26 protein-coding genes and 3 tRNA genes are annotated in these 19,152 nt (G+C 54.6%); 12 read left to right on the top strand and 17 right to left on the bottom strand.

Annotated features, from left to right (window positions below):
• Positions 1-75: 75 nt before the first annotated feature.
• From BUA39_RS04165 to BUA39_RS04155, 3 genes are all read right to left on the bottom strand, one after another.
• Positions 76-1,041 carry a LysR family transcriptional regulator gene (locus BUA39_RS04165; protein ID WP_072791241.1) on the bottom strand — a complete coding sequence of 322 codons (966 nt, stop codon included), beginning with the start codon at positions 1,039-1,041 and terminating at the stop codon, positions 76-78.
• A 115-nt stretch (positions 1,042-1,156) separates the two neighbouring features.
• Positions 1,157-1,477, bottom strand: coding sequence for a hypothetical protein (locus tag BUA39_RS04160; protein ID WP_072791730.1), 321 nt, complete (start codon positions 1,475-1,477; stop codon positions 1,157-1,159).
• Between the two features lie 113 nt (positions 1,478-1,590).
• The gene (locus tag BUA39_RS04155) at positions 1,591-2,268 is read right to left on the bottom strand and encodes a hypothetical protein (protein WP_072791240.1); all 678 of its coding nucleotides are present in this window, start codon (positions 2,266-2,268) and stop codon (positions 1,591-1,593) included.
• A gap of 145 nt (positions 2,269-2,413) precedes the next feature.
• On the opposite strand from BUA39_RS04155, the gene BUA39_RS04150 reads away from it, so the two are divergent.
• A complete protein-coding gene (locus BUA39_RS04150; RefSeq protein WP_072791729.1) occupies positions 2,414-2,731 on the top strand; it encodes an antibiotic biosynthesis monooxygenase family protein in 318 nt (105 codons plus the stop codon).
• Between the two features lie 47 nt (positions 2,732-2,778).
• Positions 2,779-3,186, top strand: coding sequence for a universal stress protein (locus tag BUA39_RS04145; RefSeq protein ID WP_072791238.1), 408 nt, complete (start codon positions 2,779-2,781; stop codon positions 3,184-3,186).
• On the opposite strand, the gene BUA39_RS04140 is transcribed toward BUA39_RS04145, so the two are convergent.
• Positions 3,187-3,450 carry a hypothetical protein gene (locus BUA39_RS04140; protein WP_072791237.1) on the bottom strand — a complete coding sequence of 88 codons (264 nt, stop codon included), beginning with the start codon at positions 3,448-3,450 and terminating at the stop codon, positions 3,187-3,189.
• A 96-nt stretch (positions 3,451-3,546) separates the two neighbouring features.
• Between BUA39_RS04140 and BUA39_RS04135 the strand changes: the two genes are divergently transcribed.
• Positions 3,547-3,843, top strand: a complete 297-nt coding sequence (locus BUA39_RS04135; protein ID WP_072791235.1) for a hypothetical protein — start codon at positions 3,547-3,549, stop codon at positions 3,841-3,843.
• Here the strand turns inward: BUA39_RS04135 and uvrB are convergent.
• A complete protein-coding gene (uvrB, locus tag BUA39_RS04130; RefSeq protein ID WP_072791233.1) occupies positions 3,835-6,027 on the bottom strand; it encodes an excinuclease ABC subunit UvrB in 2,193 nt (730 codons plus the stop codon). The two genes, BUA39_RS04135 and uvrB, sit on opposite strands and share 9 nt — an antisense overlap.
• A 669-nt stretch (positions 6,028-6,696) precedes the next feature.
• Here uvrB and BUA39_RS04125 point away from each other — a divergent pair.
• From BUA39_RS04125 to BUA39_RS04115, 3 genes are all read left to right on the top strand, one after another.
• Positions 6,697-7,008 carry an ETC complex I subunit gene (locus BUA39_RS04125; protein WP_072791232.1) on the top strand — a complete coding sequence of 104 codons (312 nt, stop codon included), beginning with the start codon at positions 6,697-6,699 and terminating at the stop codon, positions 7,006-7,008.
• Between the two features lie 66 nt (positions 7,009-7,074).
• Positions 7,075-7,151: transfer RNA gene (locus BUA39_RS04120), tRNA-Arg, on the top strand.
• A gap of 132 nt (positions 7,152-7,283) precedes the next feature.
• Entirely contained in the window at positions 7,284-7,895 is a 612-nt protein-coding gene (locus BUA39_RS04115; RefSeq protein WP_072791230.1) for a response regulator transcription factor, read from the top strand.
• A 129-nt stretch (positions 7,896-8,024) separates the two neighbouring features.
• On the opposite strand, the gene BUA39_RS16770 is transcribed toward BUA39_RS04115, so the two are convergent.
• Positions 8,025-8,108, bottom strand: a tRNA-Tyr gene (locus BUA39_RS16770).
• Positions 8,109-8,242: 134 nt separating this feature from the next.
• Between BUA39_RS16770 and rlmB the strand changes: the two genes are divergently transcribed.
• The 3 genes from rlmB (at position 8,243) to BUA39_RS04095 (ending at position 9,953) form a co-directional block, all read left to right on the top strand.
• Entirely contained in the window at positions 8,243-9,037 is a 795-nt protein-coding gene (gene rlmB / locus BUA39_RS04105; protein WP_072791227.1) for a 23S rRNA (guanosine(2251)-2'-O)-methyltransferase RlmB, read from the top strand.
• A gap of 197 nt (positions 9,038-9,234) precedes the next feature.
• The gene (locus BUA39_RS17055) at positions 9,235-9,396 is read left to right on the top strand and encodes a hypothetical protein (protein ID WP_341349525.1); all 162 of its coding nucleotides are present in this window, start codon (positions 9,235-9,237) and stop codon (positions 9,394-9,396) included.
• A 98-nt stretch (positions 9,397-9,494) separates the two neighbouring features.
• Positions 9,495-9,953, top strand: coding sequence for a YHS domain-containing (seleno)protein (locus BUA39_RS04095; RefSeq protein WP_072791727.1), 459 nt, complete (start codon positions 9,495-9,497; stop codon positions 9,951-9,953).
• Between the two features lie 166 nt (positions 9,954-10,119).
• Here BUA39_RS04095 and BUA39_RS04090 read toward each other — a convergent pair whose 3' ends face one another.
• Positions 10,120-10,599 carry a DUF1203 domain-containing protein gene (locus BUA39_RS04090; RefSeq protein ID WP_072791223.1) on the bottom strand — a complete coding sequence of 160 codons (480 nt, stop codon included), beginning with the start codon at positions 10,597-10,599 and terminating at the stop codon, positions 10,120-10,122.
• A gap of 145 nt (positions 10,600-10,744) precedes the next feature.
• Between BUA39_RS04090 and BUA39_RS04085 the strand changes: the two genes are divergently transcribed.
• Entirely contained in the window at positions 10,745-11,173 is a 429-nt protein-coding gene (locus tag BUA39_RS04085) for a CoA-binding protein (RefSeq protein WP_072791221.1), read from the top strand.
• On the opposite strand, the gene BUA39_RS04080 is transcribed toward BUA39_RS04085, so the two are convergent.
• From BUA39_RS04080 to BUA39_RS04060, 5 genes are all read right to left on the bottom strand, one after another.
• The gene (locus BUA39_RS04080) at positions 11,170-11,487 is read right to left on the bottom strand and encodes a phosphoribosyl-ATP diphosphatase (protein WP_072791220.1); all 318 of its coding nucleotides are present in this window, start codon (positions 11,485-11,487) and stop codon (positions 11,170-11,172) included. The genes BUA39_RS04085 and BUA39_RS04080 overlap by 4 nt on opposite strands.
• A gap of 10 nt (positions 11,488-11,497) precedes the next feature.
• Positions 11,498-12,295, bottom strand: coding sequence for an imidazole glycerol phosphate synthase subunit HisF (gene hisF, locus BUA39_RS04075; protein WP_072791218.1), 798 nt, complete (start codon positions 12,293-12,295; stop codon positions 11,498-11,500).
• 93 nt (positions 12,296-12,388) lie between these two features.
• Positions 12,389-13,111, bottom strand: coding sequence for a 1-(5-phosphoribosyl)-5-[(5-phosphoribosylamino)methylideneamino]imidazole-4-carboxamide isomerase (hisA, locus tag BUA39_RS04070; protein ID WP_072791216.1), 723 nt, complete (start codon positions 13,109-13,111; stop codon positions 12,389-12,391).
• Positions 13,112-13,231: 120 nt separating this feature from the next.
• On the bottom strand, positions 13,232-13,483 hold the full coding sequence (locus tag BUA39_RS04065) for a WGR domain-containing protein (RefSeq protein WP_072791215.1): 252 nt from the start codon (positions 13,481-13,483) through the stop codon (positions 13,232-13,234).
• A gap of 60 nt (positions 13,484-13,543) precedes the next feature.
• Complete coding sequence (locus BUA39_RS04060) at positions 13,544-14,080, bottom strand: peroxiredoxin-like family protein (protein WP_072791213.1); 537 nt, start codon at positions 14,078-14,080, stop codon at positions 13,544-13,546.
• Between the two features lie 152 nt (positions 14,081-14,232).
• On the opposite strand from BUA39_RS04060, the gene BUA39_RS04055 reads away from it, so the two are divergent.
• Complete coding sequence (locus BUA39_RS04055; protein ID WP_072791211.1) at positions 14,233-14,970, top strand: helix-turn-helix transcriptional regulator; 738 nt, start codon at positions 14,233-14,235, stop codon at positions 14,968-14,970.
• On the opposite strand, the gene hisH is transcribed toward BUA39_RS04055, so the two are convergent.
• Together hisH and BUA39_RS04045 are read right to left on the bottom strand one after the other, a co-directional pair.
• A complete protein-coding gene (gene hisH / locus BUA39_RS04050) occupies positions 14,967-15,605 on the bottom strand; it encodes an imidazole glycerol phosphate synthase subunit HisH (RefSeq protein ID WP_072791210.1) in 639 nt (212 codons plus the stop codon). The genes BUA39_RS04055 and hisH overlap by 4 nt on opposite strands.
• Positions 15,606-15,667: 62 nt before the next feature.
• A complete protein-coding gene (locus BUA39_RS04045) occupies positions 15,668-16,261 on the bottom strand; it encodes a TetR/AcrR family transcriptional regulator (protein WP_072791208.1) in 594 nt (197 codons plus the stop codon).
• Positions 16,262-16,358: 97 nt separating this feature from the next.
• On the opposite strand from BUA39_RS04045, the gene BUA39_RS04040 reads away from it, so the two are divergent.
• Positions 16,359-16,988 carry a DUF2306 domain-containing protein gene (locus BUA39_RS04040; protein WP_072791206.1) on the top strand — a complete coding sequence of 210 codons (630 nt, stop codon included), beginning with the start codon at positions 16,359-16,361 and terminating at the stop codon, positions 16,986-16,988.
• 54 nt (positions 16,989-17,042) lie between these two features.
• Here BUA39_RS04040 and hisB read toward each other — a convergent pair whose 3' ends face one another.
• From hisB to BUA39_RS04025, 3 genes are all read right to left on the bottom strand, one after another.
• Positions 17,043-17,630 (bottom strand): imidazoleglycerol-phosphate dehydratase HisB, encoded by a 588-nt coding sequence (hisB, locus tag BUA39_RS04035; RefSeq protein WP_072791204.1) that lies wholly within the window; start codon positions 17,628-17,630, stop codon positions 17,043-17,045.
• A 109-nt stretch (positions 17,631-17,739) separates the two neighbouring features.
• Positions 17,740-18,918 (bottom strand): ATP-binding protein, encoded by a 1,179-nt coding sequence (locus BUA39_RS04030; RefSeq protein WP_072791202.1) that lies wholly within the window; start codon positions 18,916-18,918, stop codon positions 17,740-17,742.
• A gap of 159 nt (positions 18,919-19,077) precedes the next feature.
• Positions 19,078-19,152: transfer RNA gene (locus tag BUA39_RS04025), tRNA-Gly, on the bottom strand.

Genomic DNA, 19,152 nt, shown 5'->3' with positions numbered 1-19,152 from the left:
GCACTTTTCAAAGGTTCAAATCTGCTGAGCTCGGAAACGCCATACGCGAGGCGCATTCGCAAACGATTGAGTGCCTTATTCGGGCAGCAGTTTGAACTCCCCCTCTAGGAATGGCTGTGCGCTAAGACACGGCGCGACGATATTGTCCTGCAGCATGGTGCGGAAAGACTGCGCCAAGTCATGGGGCACTTTTTCCGCGAAATCCTGGCTGGCGAGCAGTGAGATATGGCGCGCGAAATGCGGGAAGGGCAGGGGGTGCGGCGTGATCTGATCATGGAACCGCACGGCGCGCATATAGCCCAAAGGTGTCGTGATCGCCCAGCCGATCCCACGTGACACGCATGCCATCAAAGCAAGGTTGCTGCCGATTTCAAACCGTTCCGGAAAGGTTAGTTTCAGGCGGGCCAAGTGAGCGTCGATCTGGCGAGAGATCAACTGTTCGCGTTCGTATCTCACGAAGGGTAGATCACGCATGACCTGCTCGACATCCGCGCCTTTCGGGGCAATTGTCGTAGGCGTGACAAGGATGAATGGATCGCGAATAAGCGGATATTCCATCGCATAATCAACGACTTCACCAGAGGTCGCCGTGATCCCCATATGCAATCGCCGCGCGCGCATCATCGCGGTGATGTCGTTGCTGCCCGCCGTGATCATCTTGAAGCGGCATTTGGTCAGGCTTTCTGCCAATGCGGTGACCAAACGGGGCGTCATGTCGTTGTCGAAATCGTCAATAATACCCATCGACATCGAGCTGATGTGTGAAAGGTCCATCACGGTCAGTTCAGATTGTGCCAACCGCAATTCCGACAGCACCGCGCGGGCGCGTTTCAAAAATGAACGGCCGGCGCGTGTCAGCTGCATCGGACGTTTGCCGTGGTCGACAAGCGTTGTGCCTAGGGCGGATTCCAGGTTGCGGATCTGTTGACTGACCGCTGGCTGACTAAGACCCGTCGTTTCAGAGGCCTGGGCCACCGATCCGCTGACAGCGAGGGCTTCGAACACTTCCAAACCCCGCAGGGTCACCCCTTTGGGTAACATGGGCGCACTCCTGTTAGATTTGTCTTTTGTGAAACTAGAAGCGCTGCGGGTCAAACAAAATCAGACGGGCCGCCAGAATGCATCTGCGGCCTGTCAAAGTGTGTTCTTCGTCAGATCAGCTGTGCTGATTACACAGAGCGGCGGCGGTTTGGCCGTATTCCTTGTAGCGCAACCAAAACTGTTCATGGCTGCGGCGGTCGGATTGGCGAATGACCTGCGCTTTGTGGGGGTCTTTGAAAAAGCTGGCCGCCAGTTTCTGTTCCGTTCGGTTCAACTCTCCGTTGGCGACGCTTTGCAAACAGTTGCACATGCTGCGGCTGGCGCCCTTACGATCAGATTTGATGCACGCATTGGAAATAGGCCCAGCTTCTGTTTGGACAGAACCGAGCGGTAGGATCAACATCGCCAAAAGGGCGCTTGCGATAAGGTTTCTCATGTCTTGCCTCTTGATGGTGTCCGAACTTTTGTTCGTGACGCTGCTGACAATAGTATGCCCTAGAATCGCATAAAAACAAAGTGGCCTTGCGATCACATCCTCGTCTGCCAAATCTAAAAGCTGCGCCACAGGGCGGCTTTCAATCCAAACCGTCCCTCGCCTTCGTCCGAGAGCATGGCGCCTATTTGCAAATGAGACTTTCGTTTCAATGGGATGGCAACAGAGGGCGCGAATGTCGTGATCGGGTCGTCGTCCTGGTGAATTTCGGCAATCAGCTGCACCATCCACAGCCAGTTGCTGTCTGTGCGATGTCCGAGGGTGGCTTCGGCTTTTACCATCGGTTTGTCGCGTTTCTCAAACAGCGCATAGCTGTCCAAAGCAAACCATGTGCCCGGATTGCCCCAAAGCCCCCCACGCCCAATGGAAACCCCAAGACGCAGATGTGGTTCAGAGGGTTGGCTGGTTGTTTGATCAAGGGAAAAGCTTGTGCCGATCCCAAGGTCTCCGCTCGCGATCCAGCCCGCGCGATTGATGGGCAGCGCGCGGCGCAAATAGGTCGTGACAGAGCCATCGCCCAGATGATCCATCCCGCCCGTTAGGCCAATAGTCGTCCGATCCGACAGGCCATACTCCAAGAATAGGCCATTATACAGCCACAGGTCACCCTGATTGCGCCCAACGGATCCGATGCTGTCCACCGACATGAATCCTTCCCCATCCGGGCGCAACCAGGGGCCTGGCAGGGCCGACATCGGCACCAAAAGAAACATGATGATCCAAATGGTCCGCATCGGCTCCCCTCGCGGGACCAGTGTTGTAAATAATGGTGAACAAAGGATTAATGATCGCACCCACCGCGCGGCGAAGGAGGCCAAAAAGATATGGCGCGCGGCTTGTGGCAAGGTTAGGCTGAGGGAAAGTCAGGGAGGATGCATGATGCCAACAATCAAAATAGGCGAGAATCGCCAGACCGTTATCACCACATTTGAGGTCACCCCGGGCACCTGTCAGGACCTGATGGACGAATTGAATGCGGCCTACCGCGACTTTATCAGCAAACAGCCTGGTTTCATTGCTGCAGGGCTGCACGTGAATGATGCGCAGACACGGATCGCCAACTACGCACAATGGGAAAAACGCGAAGATTTCCTTGCCATGCTACGGTCGCCAGAAATGCGCGAGCGCACCCGCGCGTTCAGTGCCCTGTGCAAGACCTTTGAGCCGGTGATGTATGACGTGCAGGAAACGTTCTGATCTGCTGGGGCATTCGGCCAAATCGTCAACGCTAGAGGTGAGGGGCAATGTATAAAAATATCCTTGTGCCTGTGTCCTTCGAAGAGGAGGACGGGGTTGAAAAAGTTCTGAAAGCGGCCTCTCGGCTTGCTTGCGAAGACGCCCGTGTCACCCTTTTGCACGTGATGCCCCCGGTGCCGAAATACGCGCGTTCATATTTCCCTGAAGGCTATCAGGATGAGGCGAAGGCTACGCTCGCAAAATCTCTGAATGACATGGCGCGTGACCTGCCGAATGTGTCTGCAGATATTGTCTATGGCAATCCGGGTAAGGTCATTCTGTTGTGGGTCAAAGACAAGGACGTGGATTGCGTGGTGATGTCATCGCACAAGCCCGGCCCGCATGAATTTAACCTTGGCAGCACAGCGGCACAGGTTGTGCGGCATGTGACCTGCGCGGTGCATGTCGCGCGATGATCACTGCAGTTGGTATATCCAAACAAATGCGACCGTGAAGATCGGTAGGATCGCCAGCAAAAAGGCGAAAGGCTGCATTTCGTAGCGCGCGGACAGGCGCAGCGCTGGAAGAAAACATAAGATCACGCCAACCACACAGATGAAGACGTAGCTTTCCAGCGATTGCAAAGAGGCAAGGTCGTCGGGATTGAGGTAGACCACAAGCATGTAGCCGACCCATGCCGCCAGTTGGGCTACAATGATAAGACGTGTCGCAAGTTTCAAATGAATGTCTGCCCTGCCTTAAATCGGCCACCATCTTAGCCGCAGAATAGTTCTAAGTCATCACCCTGCCTTGAAAGCTGGCCCGAATGGGCGGTTTTGACAGGTCTCCCAGGCCGCGCTGATACAGATTTCTTTGGAAAAGAAGCTTCAGGGTGGCTGTTTGCTTTCTATCCACAGATTATTTCTATTTCACAATTTGGATTTGATTGTCTGTGGGTAAGTTCGCTTTCATCTCATATTAGTGAAACTAATTTTGTTGGATATATCGATCAAGTTTGCCATGACTTTTGCATGAAAATGTCTTCTGAGGCGGCAAAAAGCCTTTGGGCGATCAAACACCCAACCTCAGAAAATCCTTTGATCCCAGTTATCTTCTCGGTTTTCTTAGCGTGATTTGCGTCGCCGAACGTTGCCGCCGCGCTGACCGGGCCTGCCAGCCGTAGAACGCCCCTTAGATTTCACTGCGGATTCAGCCGCCGCGTCAATGGCCGACTGCCGGGCAAGCGGGTCGTCTGCAATTGCCAAATCCACGGCCTCCAGCCGTTTGATTTCATCGCGCAGGCGGGCCGCTTCTTCGAATTCCAGGTTCTCTGCCGCTTTGCGCATTTCTTCTTTGAGGCCATTGAGGTGCGCCTCAAGGTTTGCGCCATGCATTGGTTTATCGATATTGGCCGTGACCCGCGACATATCCGTGTCGCCTTGGTAAAGCCCGGCGAGCACATCTTCGACGTTCTTCTTCACCGTCGCGGGGGTGATGCCGTGTTCGACGTTGTAGGCGATTTGCTTTTCGCGTCGGCGATTGGTCTCTTTCAGCGCGCGCTCCATGCTGCCTGTCATTTTGTCGGCATACATAATGACACGGCCGTCAGCGTTCCGCGCGGCGCGCCCGATAGTTTGCACCAGCGAGGTTTCGGACCGCAGAAAGCCCTCTTTATCGGCATCCAAGATTGCGACCAGCCCACATTCAGGAATATCCAAACCTTCGCGCAACAGGTTGATGCCGATCAACACGTCAAACGCCCCAAGCCGCAGGTCACGCAGGATTTCGATCCGTTCCAGCGTGTCAATGTCGCTGTGCATGTAGCGGACTTTGATCCCCTGTTCGTGCATGTATTCGGTTAGGTCTTCGGCCATGCGTTTGGTCAACGTTGTAACCAATGTGCGGAAACCTTTGGCCGAGACTTTGCGCACTTCGTCCAGCAGATCGTCGACCTGCATTTCGACCGGGCGAATTTCGACCTCCGGGTCCAAAAGACCGGTGGGGCGGATCACCTGTTCAGTAAAGACACCGCCGGATTGTTCCAATTCCCAGGCGGCAGGTGTGGCCGACACAAAGATTGATTGCGGCCGCATCGCGTCCCATTCCTCGAACTTTAGCGGCCGGTTGTCCATACAAGATGGCAGGCGGAAGCCATGTTCTGCTAGAGTAAACTTGCGCCGATGGTCGCCGCGATACATACCGCCGATTTGCGGCACCGACACGTGGCTTTCATCCGCAAATACAATCGCGCTGTCTGGAATGAACTCAAACAGGGTGGGGGGCGGCTCGCCCGGTGCGCGGCCCGTCAGATAGCGCGAGTAGTTCTCGATCCCGTTGCAGAACCCCTGCGCCTCCAGCATCTCTAGATCGAAATTGGTGCGCTGTTCCAACCGCTGCGCTTCGAGCAATTTGCCTTCGTCAACCAGTTGATCAAGCCGCTGCTTCAGCTCTTTCTTGATGCTGACGATGGCCTGATTCAACGTCGGTTTCGGCGTCACATAGTGCGAGTTCGCATAGACACGAATCTTTTCGAAATTATCGGTCTTTTGCCCGGTCAACGGATCAAATTCCGTAATGCTTTCAAGTTCTTCGCCAAAGAACGAGAGCCGCCAAGCGCGGTCTTCTAAGTGGGCCGGGAAGATCTCAAGGCTATCGCCGCGTACACGGAAAGACCCGCGTTGAAAGGCTTGGTCGTTGCGCCGGTATTGTTGCGCGACCAGATCAGCCATGACCTGCCGCTGGTCGTAGTCCTTACCGACGTGCAGATCCTGCGTCATGGCAGAATAAGTCTCGACCGAACCAATACCGTAGATGCAGCTGACCGATGCGACAATAATCACATCATCGCGTTCCAACAGCGCCCGCGTGGCCGAGTGGCGCATACGGTCGATCTGTTCGTTAATCTGGCTTTCTTTTTCGATGTAGGTGTCGGACCGCGGCACATAGGCCTCGGGTTGGTAGTAGTCATAGAAAGAGACGAAATACTCGACAGAGTTCTCGGGAAAGAAGCCTTTGAATTCCCCGTAAAGCTGCGCGGCAAGCGTTTTGTTGGGGGCAAGGATGATCGCCGGGCGCTGTGTCTCCTCGATGATCTTAGCCATCGTAAAGGTTTTGCCGGTTCCCGTCGCCCCAAGCAGGACCTGATCCCGCTCCCCGTCTTTGATGCCGCCGGCCAGTTCAGCAATCGCCGTGGGTTGGTCGCCTGCGGGTTGAAACTCTGTGTGCATCACAAAGCGCTTGCCCCCCTCCAGCTTTTCACGGCGGTGGGGCAGAGTTTGCATCATCGGTAGCGTTTGATCGGATTGCGCGGCACTCATCTGGATTCCCTTCGTCGCCCAGTATTTGAGGTGAAATTCCACAAGTGCAAGTCGATGCGCTGACAAACCTACAAGTATGCAGAGAAAACTGTCAGATTTTGGCAGGACGGGTGGCGAAATTTGGCTGAGGCGGAATGTCGCAGTCAGGTGGTGCCGACCGTTTGGTCAGACAACACGCTTTACCTAAGGTAACTCTTTGTTTTTAGAACGGTTTGAAGGTTCCACAGATATTGAAATCTTTATGCAAATGAAATTAGTTACATTGAAATTAATGCAAACAATCGCACCGCATTGCGAACGATAGTTGCAAATATGGTTGCTAATTGGTGAAGGGCAAAGATATAGTTCCTTTGCAAGCAGCGCTTGGTTGCTGGACCGCCCACACATACCCCTCGCTCCCCGTGGGAAGTTCGGCAACCAAGACTTGCTTTGCAGAGAAATGCCTTCGAACCCCCGCACAATTGACGGGGGTTTTGCTGTTTTTGACTTCGCTTAGGTGCCTGCGTTAGGCGCCCATTGATATCTTTGCTTCAGGCTTTAGCCCACGACATTCCAAGGCAGGCTGCAACTTTGAATGTTTCCGCGCCGGGGCCTTCTTCGAGGCCAATTCGCCACTTGCCGATAGGCCCCAAATCCCAGATAAAGCAGGAAGTCCGAAGGAGAATTGCGATGGTCGCACGAATCTACCAGCCGGCGCGTAACGCCATGACCTCTGGTCAAGCCAAGACAAAGATCTGGATTCTTGAGTTCCCTCAAGCCAGCGCGCGCGACATTGATCCGTTGATGGGGTGGACTGGTTCCGATGACACGCAGTCGCAGGTCAAACTGAAGTTCCCTTCCAAAGACGCTGCGCTGGCCTACGCCAAAGAACATGGGATCGAGGCAACGGTCACGTCTCCGCATAAACGCAAGCCAAACATTCGTGCGGGCGGCTATGGTGAAAACTTTGCAACCGATCGAAAAGGGCCTTGGACTCACTAGGCCCATCGTCGACAGTATCTCGCGTTGACAAGTCTAACGTCCTGTTAGAAACCTTGGCGCACGTGCGGTCCCTTAGCTCAACTGGATAGAGCAGCTGACTTCTAATCAGCAGGTTGAGGGTTCGAGTCCTTCAGGGATCGCCATTTTCAAAGACAACAGACTTATTTGTAACCCTAGGTTGCATTTGCCTCTTATGTTTCCCTCGAATAACCCAATTTGGCCATAGTTCGCTGCGATCACTCTCATATTGAGAGATAATATTGAGGCATCAAAAGATGCGAGTATTGATTGCAGACGACCATGATTTATTGCGCGATACGTTGGTCACCTATCTGACGGCGGAAGGTGCGTTTGACATCGGTACCGCGGAAAACCTTGATGAGGCGCTTCACCTGATGGGGCGTGGGAAGGGGTTTGACCTTGTGCTGCTCGACTATGAAATGCCGGGCATGGATGGGCTAAAAGGCTTAAAAAAAGCGCTAGACCATGAAAAATGCCAGGCGGTCGCCTTGATGTCAGGGAGCGCACCGCGCGCGGTTATCAAACGCGCGCTAAACATCGGAGCTGCTGGTTTTATCCCAAAAACGCTCTCTGCGACGTCCTTGATCAACGCCATAAATTTCATGGCCGTTGGTGAGAAATATGTGCCTGCAGAGCTGCTGTCAGATGCCATGTTAGCACAACCGAAACTGGATGGGTTTACCCAGCGTGAAAGCCAGATGTTGCGCGGGTTGACCGAAGGCAAATCCAACAAAGAAATCGCCCGTGATCTGGATCTGGCAGAGGTGACTGTGAAGCTGCATGTGCGGACTTTGTACCGCAAGATGCAGGTTGCAAACCGTGCAGAAGCCGCCGATCTGGCGCGTGAAAAGGGGTTGATTCAATAGGGATTGCCTTGGCGTCACACGGTAAAAGCTGTGCGTTTACAATCTTCTAAGTCTTAGTAAGAAAAACAAAAACGGCCCCCGAAGGAGCCGTTTTTCGTACAGGCACCGGCTGTAACCTGATGCTGAAAATGGTGGGCGACCCTGGAATCGAACCAGGCGTGAGTCGCCTCGAGGGAGTTACAGTCCCCTGCCACACCTTGCGGCCTGTCGCCCACTTGTTCGGCATCGCTGCTAAACGTGAGGGGCTGATTACAGGCCTCATTGGGAGGCGTCAACAAGAAAATCTCTTGCAGATGAGGCAAGTTCGCGGCATTGCTACCGCTCCTTAAGCAGCAAGGCACAAAACCATGAGCAAGCCCCCAAAAAAGCCAAAGTGGGTCGTTGAAAAAGAGCAGGCCAAAAAGGCTGCATCCGCTGAAACGGTCTGGCTGTTTGGGCTGCACGCCGTGCGCGATGCGTTGATGAACCCGGCGCGGGAAAAGCTGCGGCTGATGGTGACAAAAAACGCCTCGGACAAGCTGGACGACGCAATTGCGGCGTCTGGCATGACGCCAGAAGTTATTGATCCACGTAAATTTAACCCACCTATCGACAAACAATCCGTTCACCAAGGAGCAGCATTAGAGGTGAAACCTCTGAACTGGGGTAGCCTGACGGATCGCGCGATTGGGTCAGATGACAGGCCTCCACGTTTGGTGCTGCTGGATCGTGTGACAGACCCGCATAACGTCGGCGCAATTCTCCGGTCAGCAGAAGTTTTTGGTGCACAGGCTGTGATTGGCACGCGCCACCATTCCGCCCCAGAAACAGGTGCGCTCGCCAAGACCGCCTCTGGCGCTTTGGAACGCCAACCCTATCTGCGTATGCGCAACCTCGCGGATACCATCGTCGAACTGCAGGGCATGGGTTACATTGTTCTGGGCTTAGATGGCGAGGCCGAGGACACCATCGAAACCGCGCTAGAAGGCAAATTTGACCGCCCAATCGCCTTAGTTCTTGGGGCCGAAGGGCCGGGACTGCGCCAGAAAACCAAAGAAACCGTGGACCAGCTGGTCAAGATCGATTTCGCAGGCGGGTTCGGTAGTTTGAACGTGTCCAACGCCGCGGCTGTGGCGCTTTATGCGTCGCGACCCAGGGCCTAAGGTCTCTTAACCTTGAAACCCACGCGACAGAGGTCAATATCGCTGGGAACGGGAGCTAACGGGGCAGGGCAGAAATGGGACCAAAAATTGCGACTTGTTGCTATTGCGGCACCCGAGCGGCGCTGAAATTAAAAGGCGACGTGCAACATGAACTGGCTTGCGGCTCTTGCGGCGCGCCATTGCATGAGATCAAGCAGATGCCCCTGACATCGCGCCGCCCGGAAAAGAAACAGCATTACGAGACGCCGGTTTCCTTTCGCAAGCAGATGAAATCAAAGAAAAAGTATAAGAAGAAAAAGAAGGGGTTCCTGTCAGAAATTTTCGACGATCTGGACGATATCTTCGAAATTTTTGATTGAAATATTCGCTGACGGCGGCTCACAAATCCGTCACCACCCCTTTGGGCGCTGCTTTTTTTGATTATCCTTTGAAGCAGTTGATCAAAACGGAGCCTTCTATGCTGTCTCGTCGTACATTCCTGATTGCTGCCGCCGCAGCGCCTGTTGCGGGCGCAATGGCAACACCCGCCTTGGCAGATACGCCTGAAATTTATGCGCCCAAGGGTATTGCTCTGAAAGGCTATGATCCGGTGGCTTATTTCAAAGATGCAACGGATATCAAAGGTGACCCAGCCTTTGCCACCAGTTGGAAAGGGGCAGAGTGGCATTTCGCCACCGCCGAAAACCTTGCTGACTTCGCTGCGGACCCAGACCGCTTTGCGCCGCAATACGGCGGATGGTGCGCCTATGCTGTGGCCAATGGCTATACCGCCAAAACCGACGCAGATGCCTGGACCATCCACGACGGCAAACTTTATTTGAACTTCAATAAGTCGATCCGACGCAAGTGGTTGCAAGACGTCGACGGGTTCATCGCGCGCGGTGATGAGAATTGGCCCAGCGTGCTAACGGCGTGATCACGTAACGTAAGCCGGTTCAATATTTGTTCACAATTATCTTACATGCTCTGGAAAGGTGAAAGTTTCACCATATGTACTCCTAAGGAAGGCAGGGCCGGAACTCTTGCCTTCACTTCACTGTCCCTCGTTCCGCACTGCGCCCGGCTTTTCACCGGGCGCTTTTTTACGTATTGCTTTCAACGCGATGAACGGATGCCGCAAAGCAACCGGGTTTTGCATAGTGCACATGTGCATAGGCAATTTCAGGATTTTCAAACGCTTCGGACAAAGGAATGGAAAGCCGTTCGCCCGAAACGAGATCAGCAGCAATCATCATATTCTCACGATTGAAGAAACGCAGAGAAATCATACGAGTGGCCAGCAATTCCGGGACCTCATTGATTCCAAATTCAGAATCCTCAGCAAGTTCGCGCACATATATGGCGTGACTCGCATCAAAGGGACTGCTTGCATTCAGATGCACATAATTCATTAGAATGACCGTCTCTCCAACTTCGGCATCCTTCATACTGACGCGACAGGGCACGCCAGGGCAGGCTGTCACCGTCAAGCGCTTAGCATTTTGGGACGCAAGTTCTTGGTCTGTAAGTTTGAAAAGATGTTTGAAGGCCTTTGCGGGAAGCGCCTTGAATCGAAAATCCATTTTTGATCTCCTGGGGATGCTCAATCTCAAATTGCGACCCAGCGCGCCCGAATACGACCCAGTTCTTGCGCTTTCATTGCGAGAAGTTGCCCTGAGACGTAGAGTCGCCCTTTTCATTTCATACAGAACACCCAAGTGTTGCCACATGACCCAAGACATCGATCGTTTGCTGAACCAAATATTTGACCGCACAAAAACCATCGCTGTGGTTGGCTTTTCCATGAACCCGGCGCGCGCCAGTCACTATGTGGCGCAGTTCCTGTATGAGCAGGGGTATCACGTCATTCCGGTGAACCCGGGGCACGCTGGGAAAGAGATATTCGGGACAACAATCCGCGCCTCACTCGCCGATATTGATGAGCAAGTTGATATGGTCGATGTCTTTCGACGCTCGGAAGCCTTGGCGGAAGTGGTCGATGACGCATTGACCAACTTGCCGGGGCTGCAGACCATCTGGACCCAGCTTGGTGTGGTCGATCACGAAGCCGCCGCCAAAGCTGAAGGAGCCGGTCTGACGGTCATCATGAATCGCTGCCCGAAAATCGAAATTCCGCGTTTGGCGCGTATGCGCTAGGCCTTGGGGCGGCTGGCCTTTTCGGCGATGCCGCTGATGCCCTGACGACGCGCGAGCTCCGCCAGCACCTCATCCAAGGACACGCCCCGGGATTGCAGCATCACCAGCAGGTGAAACAGCACATCCGCGCTTTCATTGATCAGCCCGTCGCGGTCATTCTTAATGGCCTCGATAATGGCTTCCACAGCCTCTTCGCCGAATTTCTCGGCGCATTTCTCTGGGCCTTTCGCCAAAAGCTTTGCGGTCCAGCTGCTATCGGGATCAGCCTTCGCGCGCTCTGCGATGGTCTGGGCAAGGTCGTTTAGCGTGTTCATCTGTTTGCCCTCACTGCAGCCGCATTGGAATGCCATTGGCGATCATGTGCTCTTTGGCTTCTTGCACGGTAAATTCGCCGAAGTGAAAAATCGATGCCGCAAGGACAGCAGAAGCACCACCTTTGGTCACGCCTTCGACAAGGTGGTCAAGGGTACCAACGCCGCCAGAAGCAATCACAGGCACATTCACCGCATCAGAAATGGCTTTGGTCAGGGGCAGGTTGAAGCCTGATTTTGTGCCGTCCCGGTCCATGCTGGTCAGCAAGATTTCCCCCGCGCCTTTCGCGGCCACCAGTTTTGCGAACTCAACAGCATCAATCGGATTGCCATCTTTATCCAAGGCCGCCTTACGCCCGCCATGGGTGAAAATCCCCCATTTGTTCGGCTCACCGTCTTCGTCATGGCCCACAGTTTTCGCATCAATCGCGCAGACAATACACTGGCTGCCAAATTGGTCGGCGCTTTCGGCAATCACGTCGGGGCGCGCAACAGCGGCGGAATTAAAACTCACCTTGTCAGCACCAGACAACAATAGCGCCCGCACGTCTTCTTTGGTGCGCACACCGCCGCCAACTGTCAGCGGGACAAAGCACTGTTCGGCCGTTCGCCGCACCATGTCAAACATTGTGCCCCGGTTTTCATGGGTGGCGTGGATGTCTAGAAAGCAAATTTCATCGGCCCCCGCAGCGTCATAGGCGCGCGCGGCTTCCACCGGGTCGCCCGCATCGCGCAGGCCCACAAAGTTCACACCTTTGACCACGCGGCCGTCGGCGACATCCAGACAGGGGATCAGGCGGGTTTTTAACATGGGTTCCTTATGACGCTCTTTTGCAAATGGGGGAAGGGGCTTTGCCCCTCGGCGCGCTGCGCCTCACCCCAGAGTATTTGGGCAAAGGTGATATCAGCTTTTCAGCACCTTGAGCGCCTCGGCCAGATCAATGGCCCCATCATAGAGCGCGCGGCCGGAGATGGCGCCGTTCAGGTTGGCGCCGCAGGATTTCAGGGCGTGCAGATCGTCAAGCGATGAGACGCCGCCTGAGGCAATGACCGGTATTGACACGGCATTGGCCAGATCAGCCGTGGCCTGCACGTTTGGCCCTTTCATCGCGCCATCGCGTAGAATGTCGGTATAGATGATCGCGGCAACACCAGCGTCTTCAAAGGATTTCGCGAGGTCCGTCACCATGACATCGGTTTCTTCGGCCCAGCCTTTGGTCGCGACTTTGCCGTTCCGGGCATCGATGCCAACGGCCACCTTGCCGGGGAATTCTTTCGCCGCCTCGCGCACGAGATCAGGGTTTTCGACTGCAACGGTGCCAAGGATCACACGTGCCAGTCCCTTGTCGATCCAACGCGCAATGGTCGCCATATCGCGAATACCACCGCCGAGTTGCGCTGGGACTTTGGTCTGCCTGAGAATTTCTTCGACGGGCGCGGCATTCACCGGCTCACCTGCAAAAGCGCCGTTCAGATCAACAAGATGCAGCCATTCACAGCCTGCTTTGACAAACTCCAACGCTTGCGCGGCCGGATTGTCATTAAAGACTGTGGTTTTATCCATGTCCCCGTGCAAAAGGCGCACGGCTTGCCCGTCTTTCAAGTCAATCGCAGGATAGAGGATCATGGGCCGGCTCCTTTGGTCTTTGGTCCTATTGCGCCCTTATGCATGACCGCGCGTAAATGGCAATGATTGCGGCCCGCGAATGGGCAAGGGCAGGGGGAAATCGGGATTTGGAAGGTGAGGCTAAGGGAATAGGCTGATCTGCACCGGGATCACGGCGTAACCGCCTTTCAACTTGGCGGCTTTCAACCTTTCCAGTTCGGCTTCAGCAATTGTGCCTTCAGGCAGATAGTCACGCCGGACCTGCGCCGCGCCGCCAATCACGCCCCATTCTCGGATCAAACACCAATCGCCAAACAAAGTCTGGCTGACACGCAACGCGTAGTACCGCTTTTGCTTGCGCGTGTGGTTGAATTTTTCAAGACGGACGTGCACGGGGCAACCTCAGGTGTTTTGGCCTGATATGCCCCGCGCAATCATATCTGTCTAGCGGGCTTAGACCGCGCCGGTGTATTCGCCGCGTGCCGGGTAGCTGTTGGCGATGGCAAAATCCAGCGCCGCGACCAGTTCTTTGAAATGCGGACGCACAAACGGCATGGTTTGCACAGCGCCGTAGTAAAGCGTCTGCTCTGGTGTGACCATGAAGAGGCCCGGCTCGCTAAAGAGCGCGGGTTCTTCGATGCCGATAGAGGTTTTGCCGCGCGAAGTGGAGATATAGAGGCCCCAGTCGCGCGCTTCCTGCAGCGGCAAGTCATAGGCGAAACGCAGTTTGGAGGCTTTGATCTTTTCTGCCATGCCCGCCGCGCGCTCTTCGCCATCGGAACTGACGGCGACAATGGTTACGCCGCGCTCGGCGAAATCGTCTGCCAGACGCTCCAGTTCGGTCAGGTAGTTGGCGCAGATCGGGCAGTGCAGACCGCGATAGAAACACACAACGGTGCCGCGTTCGCTGTTCTCAGCACTTAAATCAAAGGTGCCGCCGCCGACCAATGGCAGCTTCAGATCAGGGGTTTTTTGGCGAGGCGTGAGCATGGGGTAACTCCGTTAAAATTGCTTTCACAGGCAATATGTACGAAATTAATGTTAGATAATTCTTCAAAATCTGATAATAATGCCGAAAAAGCTGAGGCCCATATGCTTTGGCACCTCAAATCCATCATTGCGAATGAGGCAGAATAGAAGCCATGGATCGCATCACAACCCTAATGAACAGGTTTCACCGCCAAGTGCGTGCTGTGCCAGCCGCAGAGGCGGATTTGATTGTGCTCGGCTCCCCCGGTGCGCCAAAGGAAGTCTGTTTTTACCCGCAGGCGCGCGGTATGCATCGGACAACCGGTAGTGAGCTTTGGTATGCACGCGTTGATTGGGCAGGAGGCTTTAATCCGCTGCAACGGGCCTTGCCGGAAACAGTGCATTTTGACCTCAGCGACAGCCCGGAAACGCAAGCGCTTATTCAAGTGATCTTACAAGAACACACAGTGCCGCGTTGCGGTGGGCGTTGGGTTCTGGACCGGCTCGGAGACGTGTTGCTGGTGCGGCTGCTGCGGGATCAGATCAATCGAGGCTCTGCGCAACCGGGCCTGATTGCAGGCCTAGCCGACCCGCGCCTTAGCCGCGCGATTGTTGCCATGCATGATCATCCAGGTCGCGTCTGGACCAATCAGGACCTGGCCACCGAGGCAGGGCTTTCACTGTCACGCTTTAATGAGTTGTTTGCCGAACAGGTCGGAGAAACCCCGATGAGCTACCTGAGACAATGGCGATTAACCTTGGCGCGGCAGGATCTGGAAAAGGGCGACCGGGTCGATGCGGTGGCGCGGCGCTATGCCTATGGCTCGCCAGAGGCTTTCACGCGCGCCTATCGCAAAGCTTTTGATGAATCACCCATCGCCACGCGCAATGCTGGCATTGCGGTCGCTTAGGGAGCCCATTTCAGAAAGTTGCCGATCATACGCAGCCCCACGTGCTGGCTTTTCTCGGGGTGAAACTGCAGGCCTACCATGGTGTCACGCCCAATGATCGCAGTGATATCCCCGGCATAATCCACATGAGCGATCCGCTCTGATGGGTTGCTTACCTGAAAATGATAGCTGTGCACGAAATAGACGTGTTGGCCGTTCTCTACCCCGTCAAGCAGCGCATGCGGCTGGTCGATCACAAGGTCGTTCCAGCCCATGTGTGGGACCTTTAGACGGGCGTCCTGCGGCGTGATCTTCACAACGTCACCACCGACCCAATTAAGGCCAGCGGTGTCTTCGTATTCGCGGCCCGTTGTCGCCATCAACTGCATCCCGACGCAGATGCCAAGGAAGGGGCGGCCTTTTTGTTCCACCGCCTCGACCATTGCGTCATAGATGCCTTTGTGCCCTCGTAGTTCTGCCGCGCAGGCGGGAAAGGCCCCGTCGCCGGGCAGAACCAGACGATCCGCTTTGGCAACAATATCTGCGTCAGATGTCACGACAACATCGCCTGCGTCGACCTCGGCCGCCATACGTTGAAACGCCTTCTCTGCAGAGTGCAGATTACCGCTTTCATAGTCGATGATCGCTGTCAGCATGCTCGGTCCTTTCGCTTGCGCTTCAACTGAAACGAAATCCCGCTCGGGTCAAGAGAGAAGGATCACGCCCCGAGTGTTCCAACGCGATCAAGCAGCGCAATGATCTGGTCAAACGGGCCGTCCTCGATGGGTGGCGGCGGGCATCCGAATTCGCCGGACAAATAAAGCAGTGTAAAGCCGTGGATCAGTGACCAGACCTGAATTTCGATAATTTGCGGGTTCTGACCTTCGGGAATGAAGGGCGCACAGACACTGCGCAGGATGTTGTAAGCATAGTCGCCTTCTCGATTGTCGGGCTTCTGCGCCGCCAGACCACTGCCGAAGATCACGGAGAGAAGACCGGGATGCGTCAAGCCGAACGTCAAATACCCGCGGCAGACTGCCCGCAACCTGTCAATCGGGGCGTCTATACCCTTGGCTGCGCTCTCCAGATAATTGGAAAATATGCGAAATCCTTCGGTCGCTATGGCAACCTTAAGGCCTGAAAGACCATCAAAGTGGTGCGCTGGCGCTGCATGGGAGACTCCGGCTCGGGCGGCACATTTGCGCAACGTAAGCCCGTCAAGCCCGTCTTCCTCCAACAGATCAATACCCGCCCTAACAAGCGCTTCTTTCAGGTTGCCGTGGTGATGGGTGGTTTTGGTCTCTGCAGTCATGGGGCTAGGTTAAAGTTTTACTTGACAGTGTCAAGATGGTCTAATTAGACAGTGTCAAGTTAGACTTTACACTGTCAAGTTTATGCGGAGAGATCTCATGCAGAGCACCGAATTGAAGTCAAAGAAAGATACATCCTGGGCGTTGATCCTGCTGTGGACACTGAGCGTGTTGATCGCCGTGGTTTCGCTGAGGTTTTTGGTGGCGGAAATCAGCGTGGTGATGCCCTTTATGCTGCACCATGCGCTTGCGCGCCCGGTCAGCCTCTACTTACACATCGGGTTTGCGCCGCTCGCCTTGATCCTGCTGCCGCTCCAGTTCAACAAGCGGCTGCGCACCGCGCGTCCCAAACTTCATCGATGGGGCGGGCGGCTTTATGCGCTGAGTGTTTTACTGGCAGGGGGCGGCAGCTTTGCCTTGGGGCTGACGACCGAGGCGGGGCCAATCGCGGCGGCAGGTTTCATTCTTTTGGCGGTGCTTTGGCTTGCCACAACCGCTCTGGCGGTGGTCTTTGCGATCAAACGGCAGATTGCGGCCCACCGCCGCTGGATGATCCGCTCTGCGGCACTCACACTCGCAGCCGTGACATTGCGCCTGTACCTACCGTTTGGCGAATTGACCGTTGGCTTTGAAACCGCCTACGTGGCCATTGCGTGGCTTGCTTGGGTGCCAAATCTGTTGCTGGCAGAGGTATACCTGCGCAGAAAACCCAGAGTGATTGCCGCCTGAACTCACAAAAAAGCCCGGCCAAAGACCGGGCTTCTTGTTTTTCGCTGCTCAGTTCTAAAGAGCGCCCTTGGTCGAGGGGATGTCCTCTGCCTTACGCGGGTCGGTTTCCACCGCCGTCCGCAGCGCCCGCGCCACGGCCTTGAAGGCCGCTTCCACAATGTGGTGGCTGTTCACGCCGTGCAACTGGTCGATGTGCATCGTGATACCGCCATGCGTCGCGAACGCCGTAAAGAATTCACGCACCAACTCAGTATCGAAGGTGCCAATTTTCTGCGTTGGGATATCGACGTTCCACACCAGAAACGGCCGCGCCGACAGGTCCAGCGCGGCGCGCACTTGTGCGTCATCCATCGGCAGGTGGCATTCGCCGTAACGGTTGATGCCGCGCTTATCGCCAAGCGCCTGCACCAGCGCCTGACCCAGCGCAATGCCGGTGTCTTCGACTGTGTGGTGGTCATCAATGTGGTAGTCACCCTTGGCGCGGATCTTGAAATCAATCAACGAGTGGCGCGACAGTTGATCCAGCATATGGTCAAAGAAGCCAACCCCAGTTTGGTTGTCATAGCTTCCTGTCCCGTCGAGATTGATCTCAACTGTGATCTCTGTTTCCGTAGTCTTGCGGCTGACGCTGCCTGTACGCATGGGCCATTCCTTCGTGCTTGTGCCGCGCCGTTATAGGCGGGCAGGGAACGTAGGGGAAGAGGTCGGAGTTACGACAAAGGGCAAGGTGACTAATTTGCCTTGGCAAGTTTCATTCGTCAGTTAGCTCCCAATTACGGCGGAGGTAGTCGTCGAACATCGGCACTGTGAAATCAATATCGCCATATTGAGGACTGTAGATCATTCCTTTGGCGATAATCTGAGCTCTTCTCGGACCCAATTTGTTTGGAGCCTCGCCAAGCTTCTCGGCAACTTCAGATGATCGGTAGGGCCCCTTGCCAAGCTCTGCCATGGCAATCACATATTCGCGTTCTTTCGGTGTTAATCGATCAAATCGAACTTGAAAGAAGCCGTCATCTAGTCTTTTGAGAGCAGCCACTGTTGCTTGATCAATATCGCTTGCGGCGATCGGCGATTCATCGGCTGTGTTCCAAGCTTGAAAGCCCCACTCTTGAAGGAAATATGGATACCCTTCTGTGATCTGTAAAATTTGGTCGAGTGCAGTTTCACTGATTTCTTCGTTTTCGTCTTCTATTGGTCCCAAGATTGCTTTTGATGCCGCATCTTTGTCGAGTGCGCCGACCTTAGGGTATGAGAACAACCTTTCTGCGTATGATTTGGCATCGCCAGATAGCCCAGCTAATTGAGGCAATCCTGCACCAAGGAATATAACAGGGAGCTGTTTTTGACCAATTTTGTGGATTGCAACGATTAGTGCTGCGAGTTCTTCTTCTTTCAGGTACTGGACTTCGTCGATGAGAAGACACCAGCCCTTACCTGCTGCTTTTGCTGCATGACCAATAGCGACGAAGATGTCCGTAAGATCGTATTCAAGGTTGCCGCTATCGGCCACTCCAGGCTCAGGATCAACAGAAACCGAAAAATCGCCCATTTGCACTTTGAATGCGCCCGCGAAGCTTCTGAGCGCTTTTAAGGCTTCATATGCTGTCGACTTTGCATTCTCGACAAGGGAGAGCTTTCGAAGCACTTGTTGCATTCTCGGGTACAGCAGATCTGCAAGTGGCTTGTCTTCGGGTGCTTCTACGACTGAGGCTAGATAGCCTTCTTCTTCGGCTTGGTTTTCAATTGCATTTAGTAGAACCGTTTTGCCGGTGCCGCGTAGTCCTAGCAACATTTGAGATCGAGCGTGCCGTCCGATCAAAGTGCGTTTGAGTGCGATTTTTGCATCATTTATGATGTCGTCTCGCCCGGCAAGTTCAGGTGGCTGCGAGCCTGCGCCGGGTGCAAAGGGGTTTCTGACTGGATCCATGTGTCTATCAAGTTCTACTGAGTTATATCTGAAGTAAGATATAACTACTTATAAGTCTATATAGTTGCCGAAATACGAACATGAACAAAGTAAGTCCGAGATTAACGGCGTAAGAAATAAATCTCTGCAAATTTAACTGATTGGAACTTGCTGACATTTTGGAGCGGGCGAGGCGATTCGAACGCCCGACCCTAACCTTGGCAAGGTTATGCTCTACCCCTGAGCTACGCCCGC

It is taken from the genome of Cognatishimia maritima, assembly GCF_900129685.1.
GTDB lineage: Bacteria > Pseudomonadota > Alphaproteobacteria > Rhodobacterales > Rhodobacteraceae > Cognatishimia > Cognatishimia maritima.
This window is presented reverse-complemented; position numbering and strand designations above follow the sequence as displayed.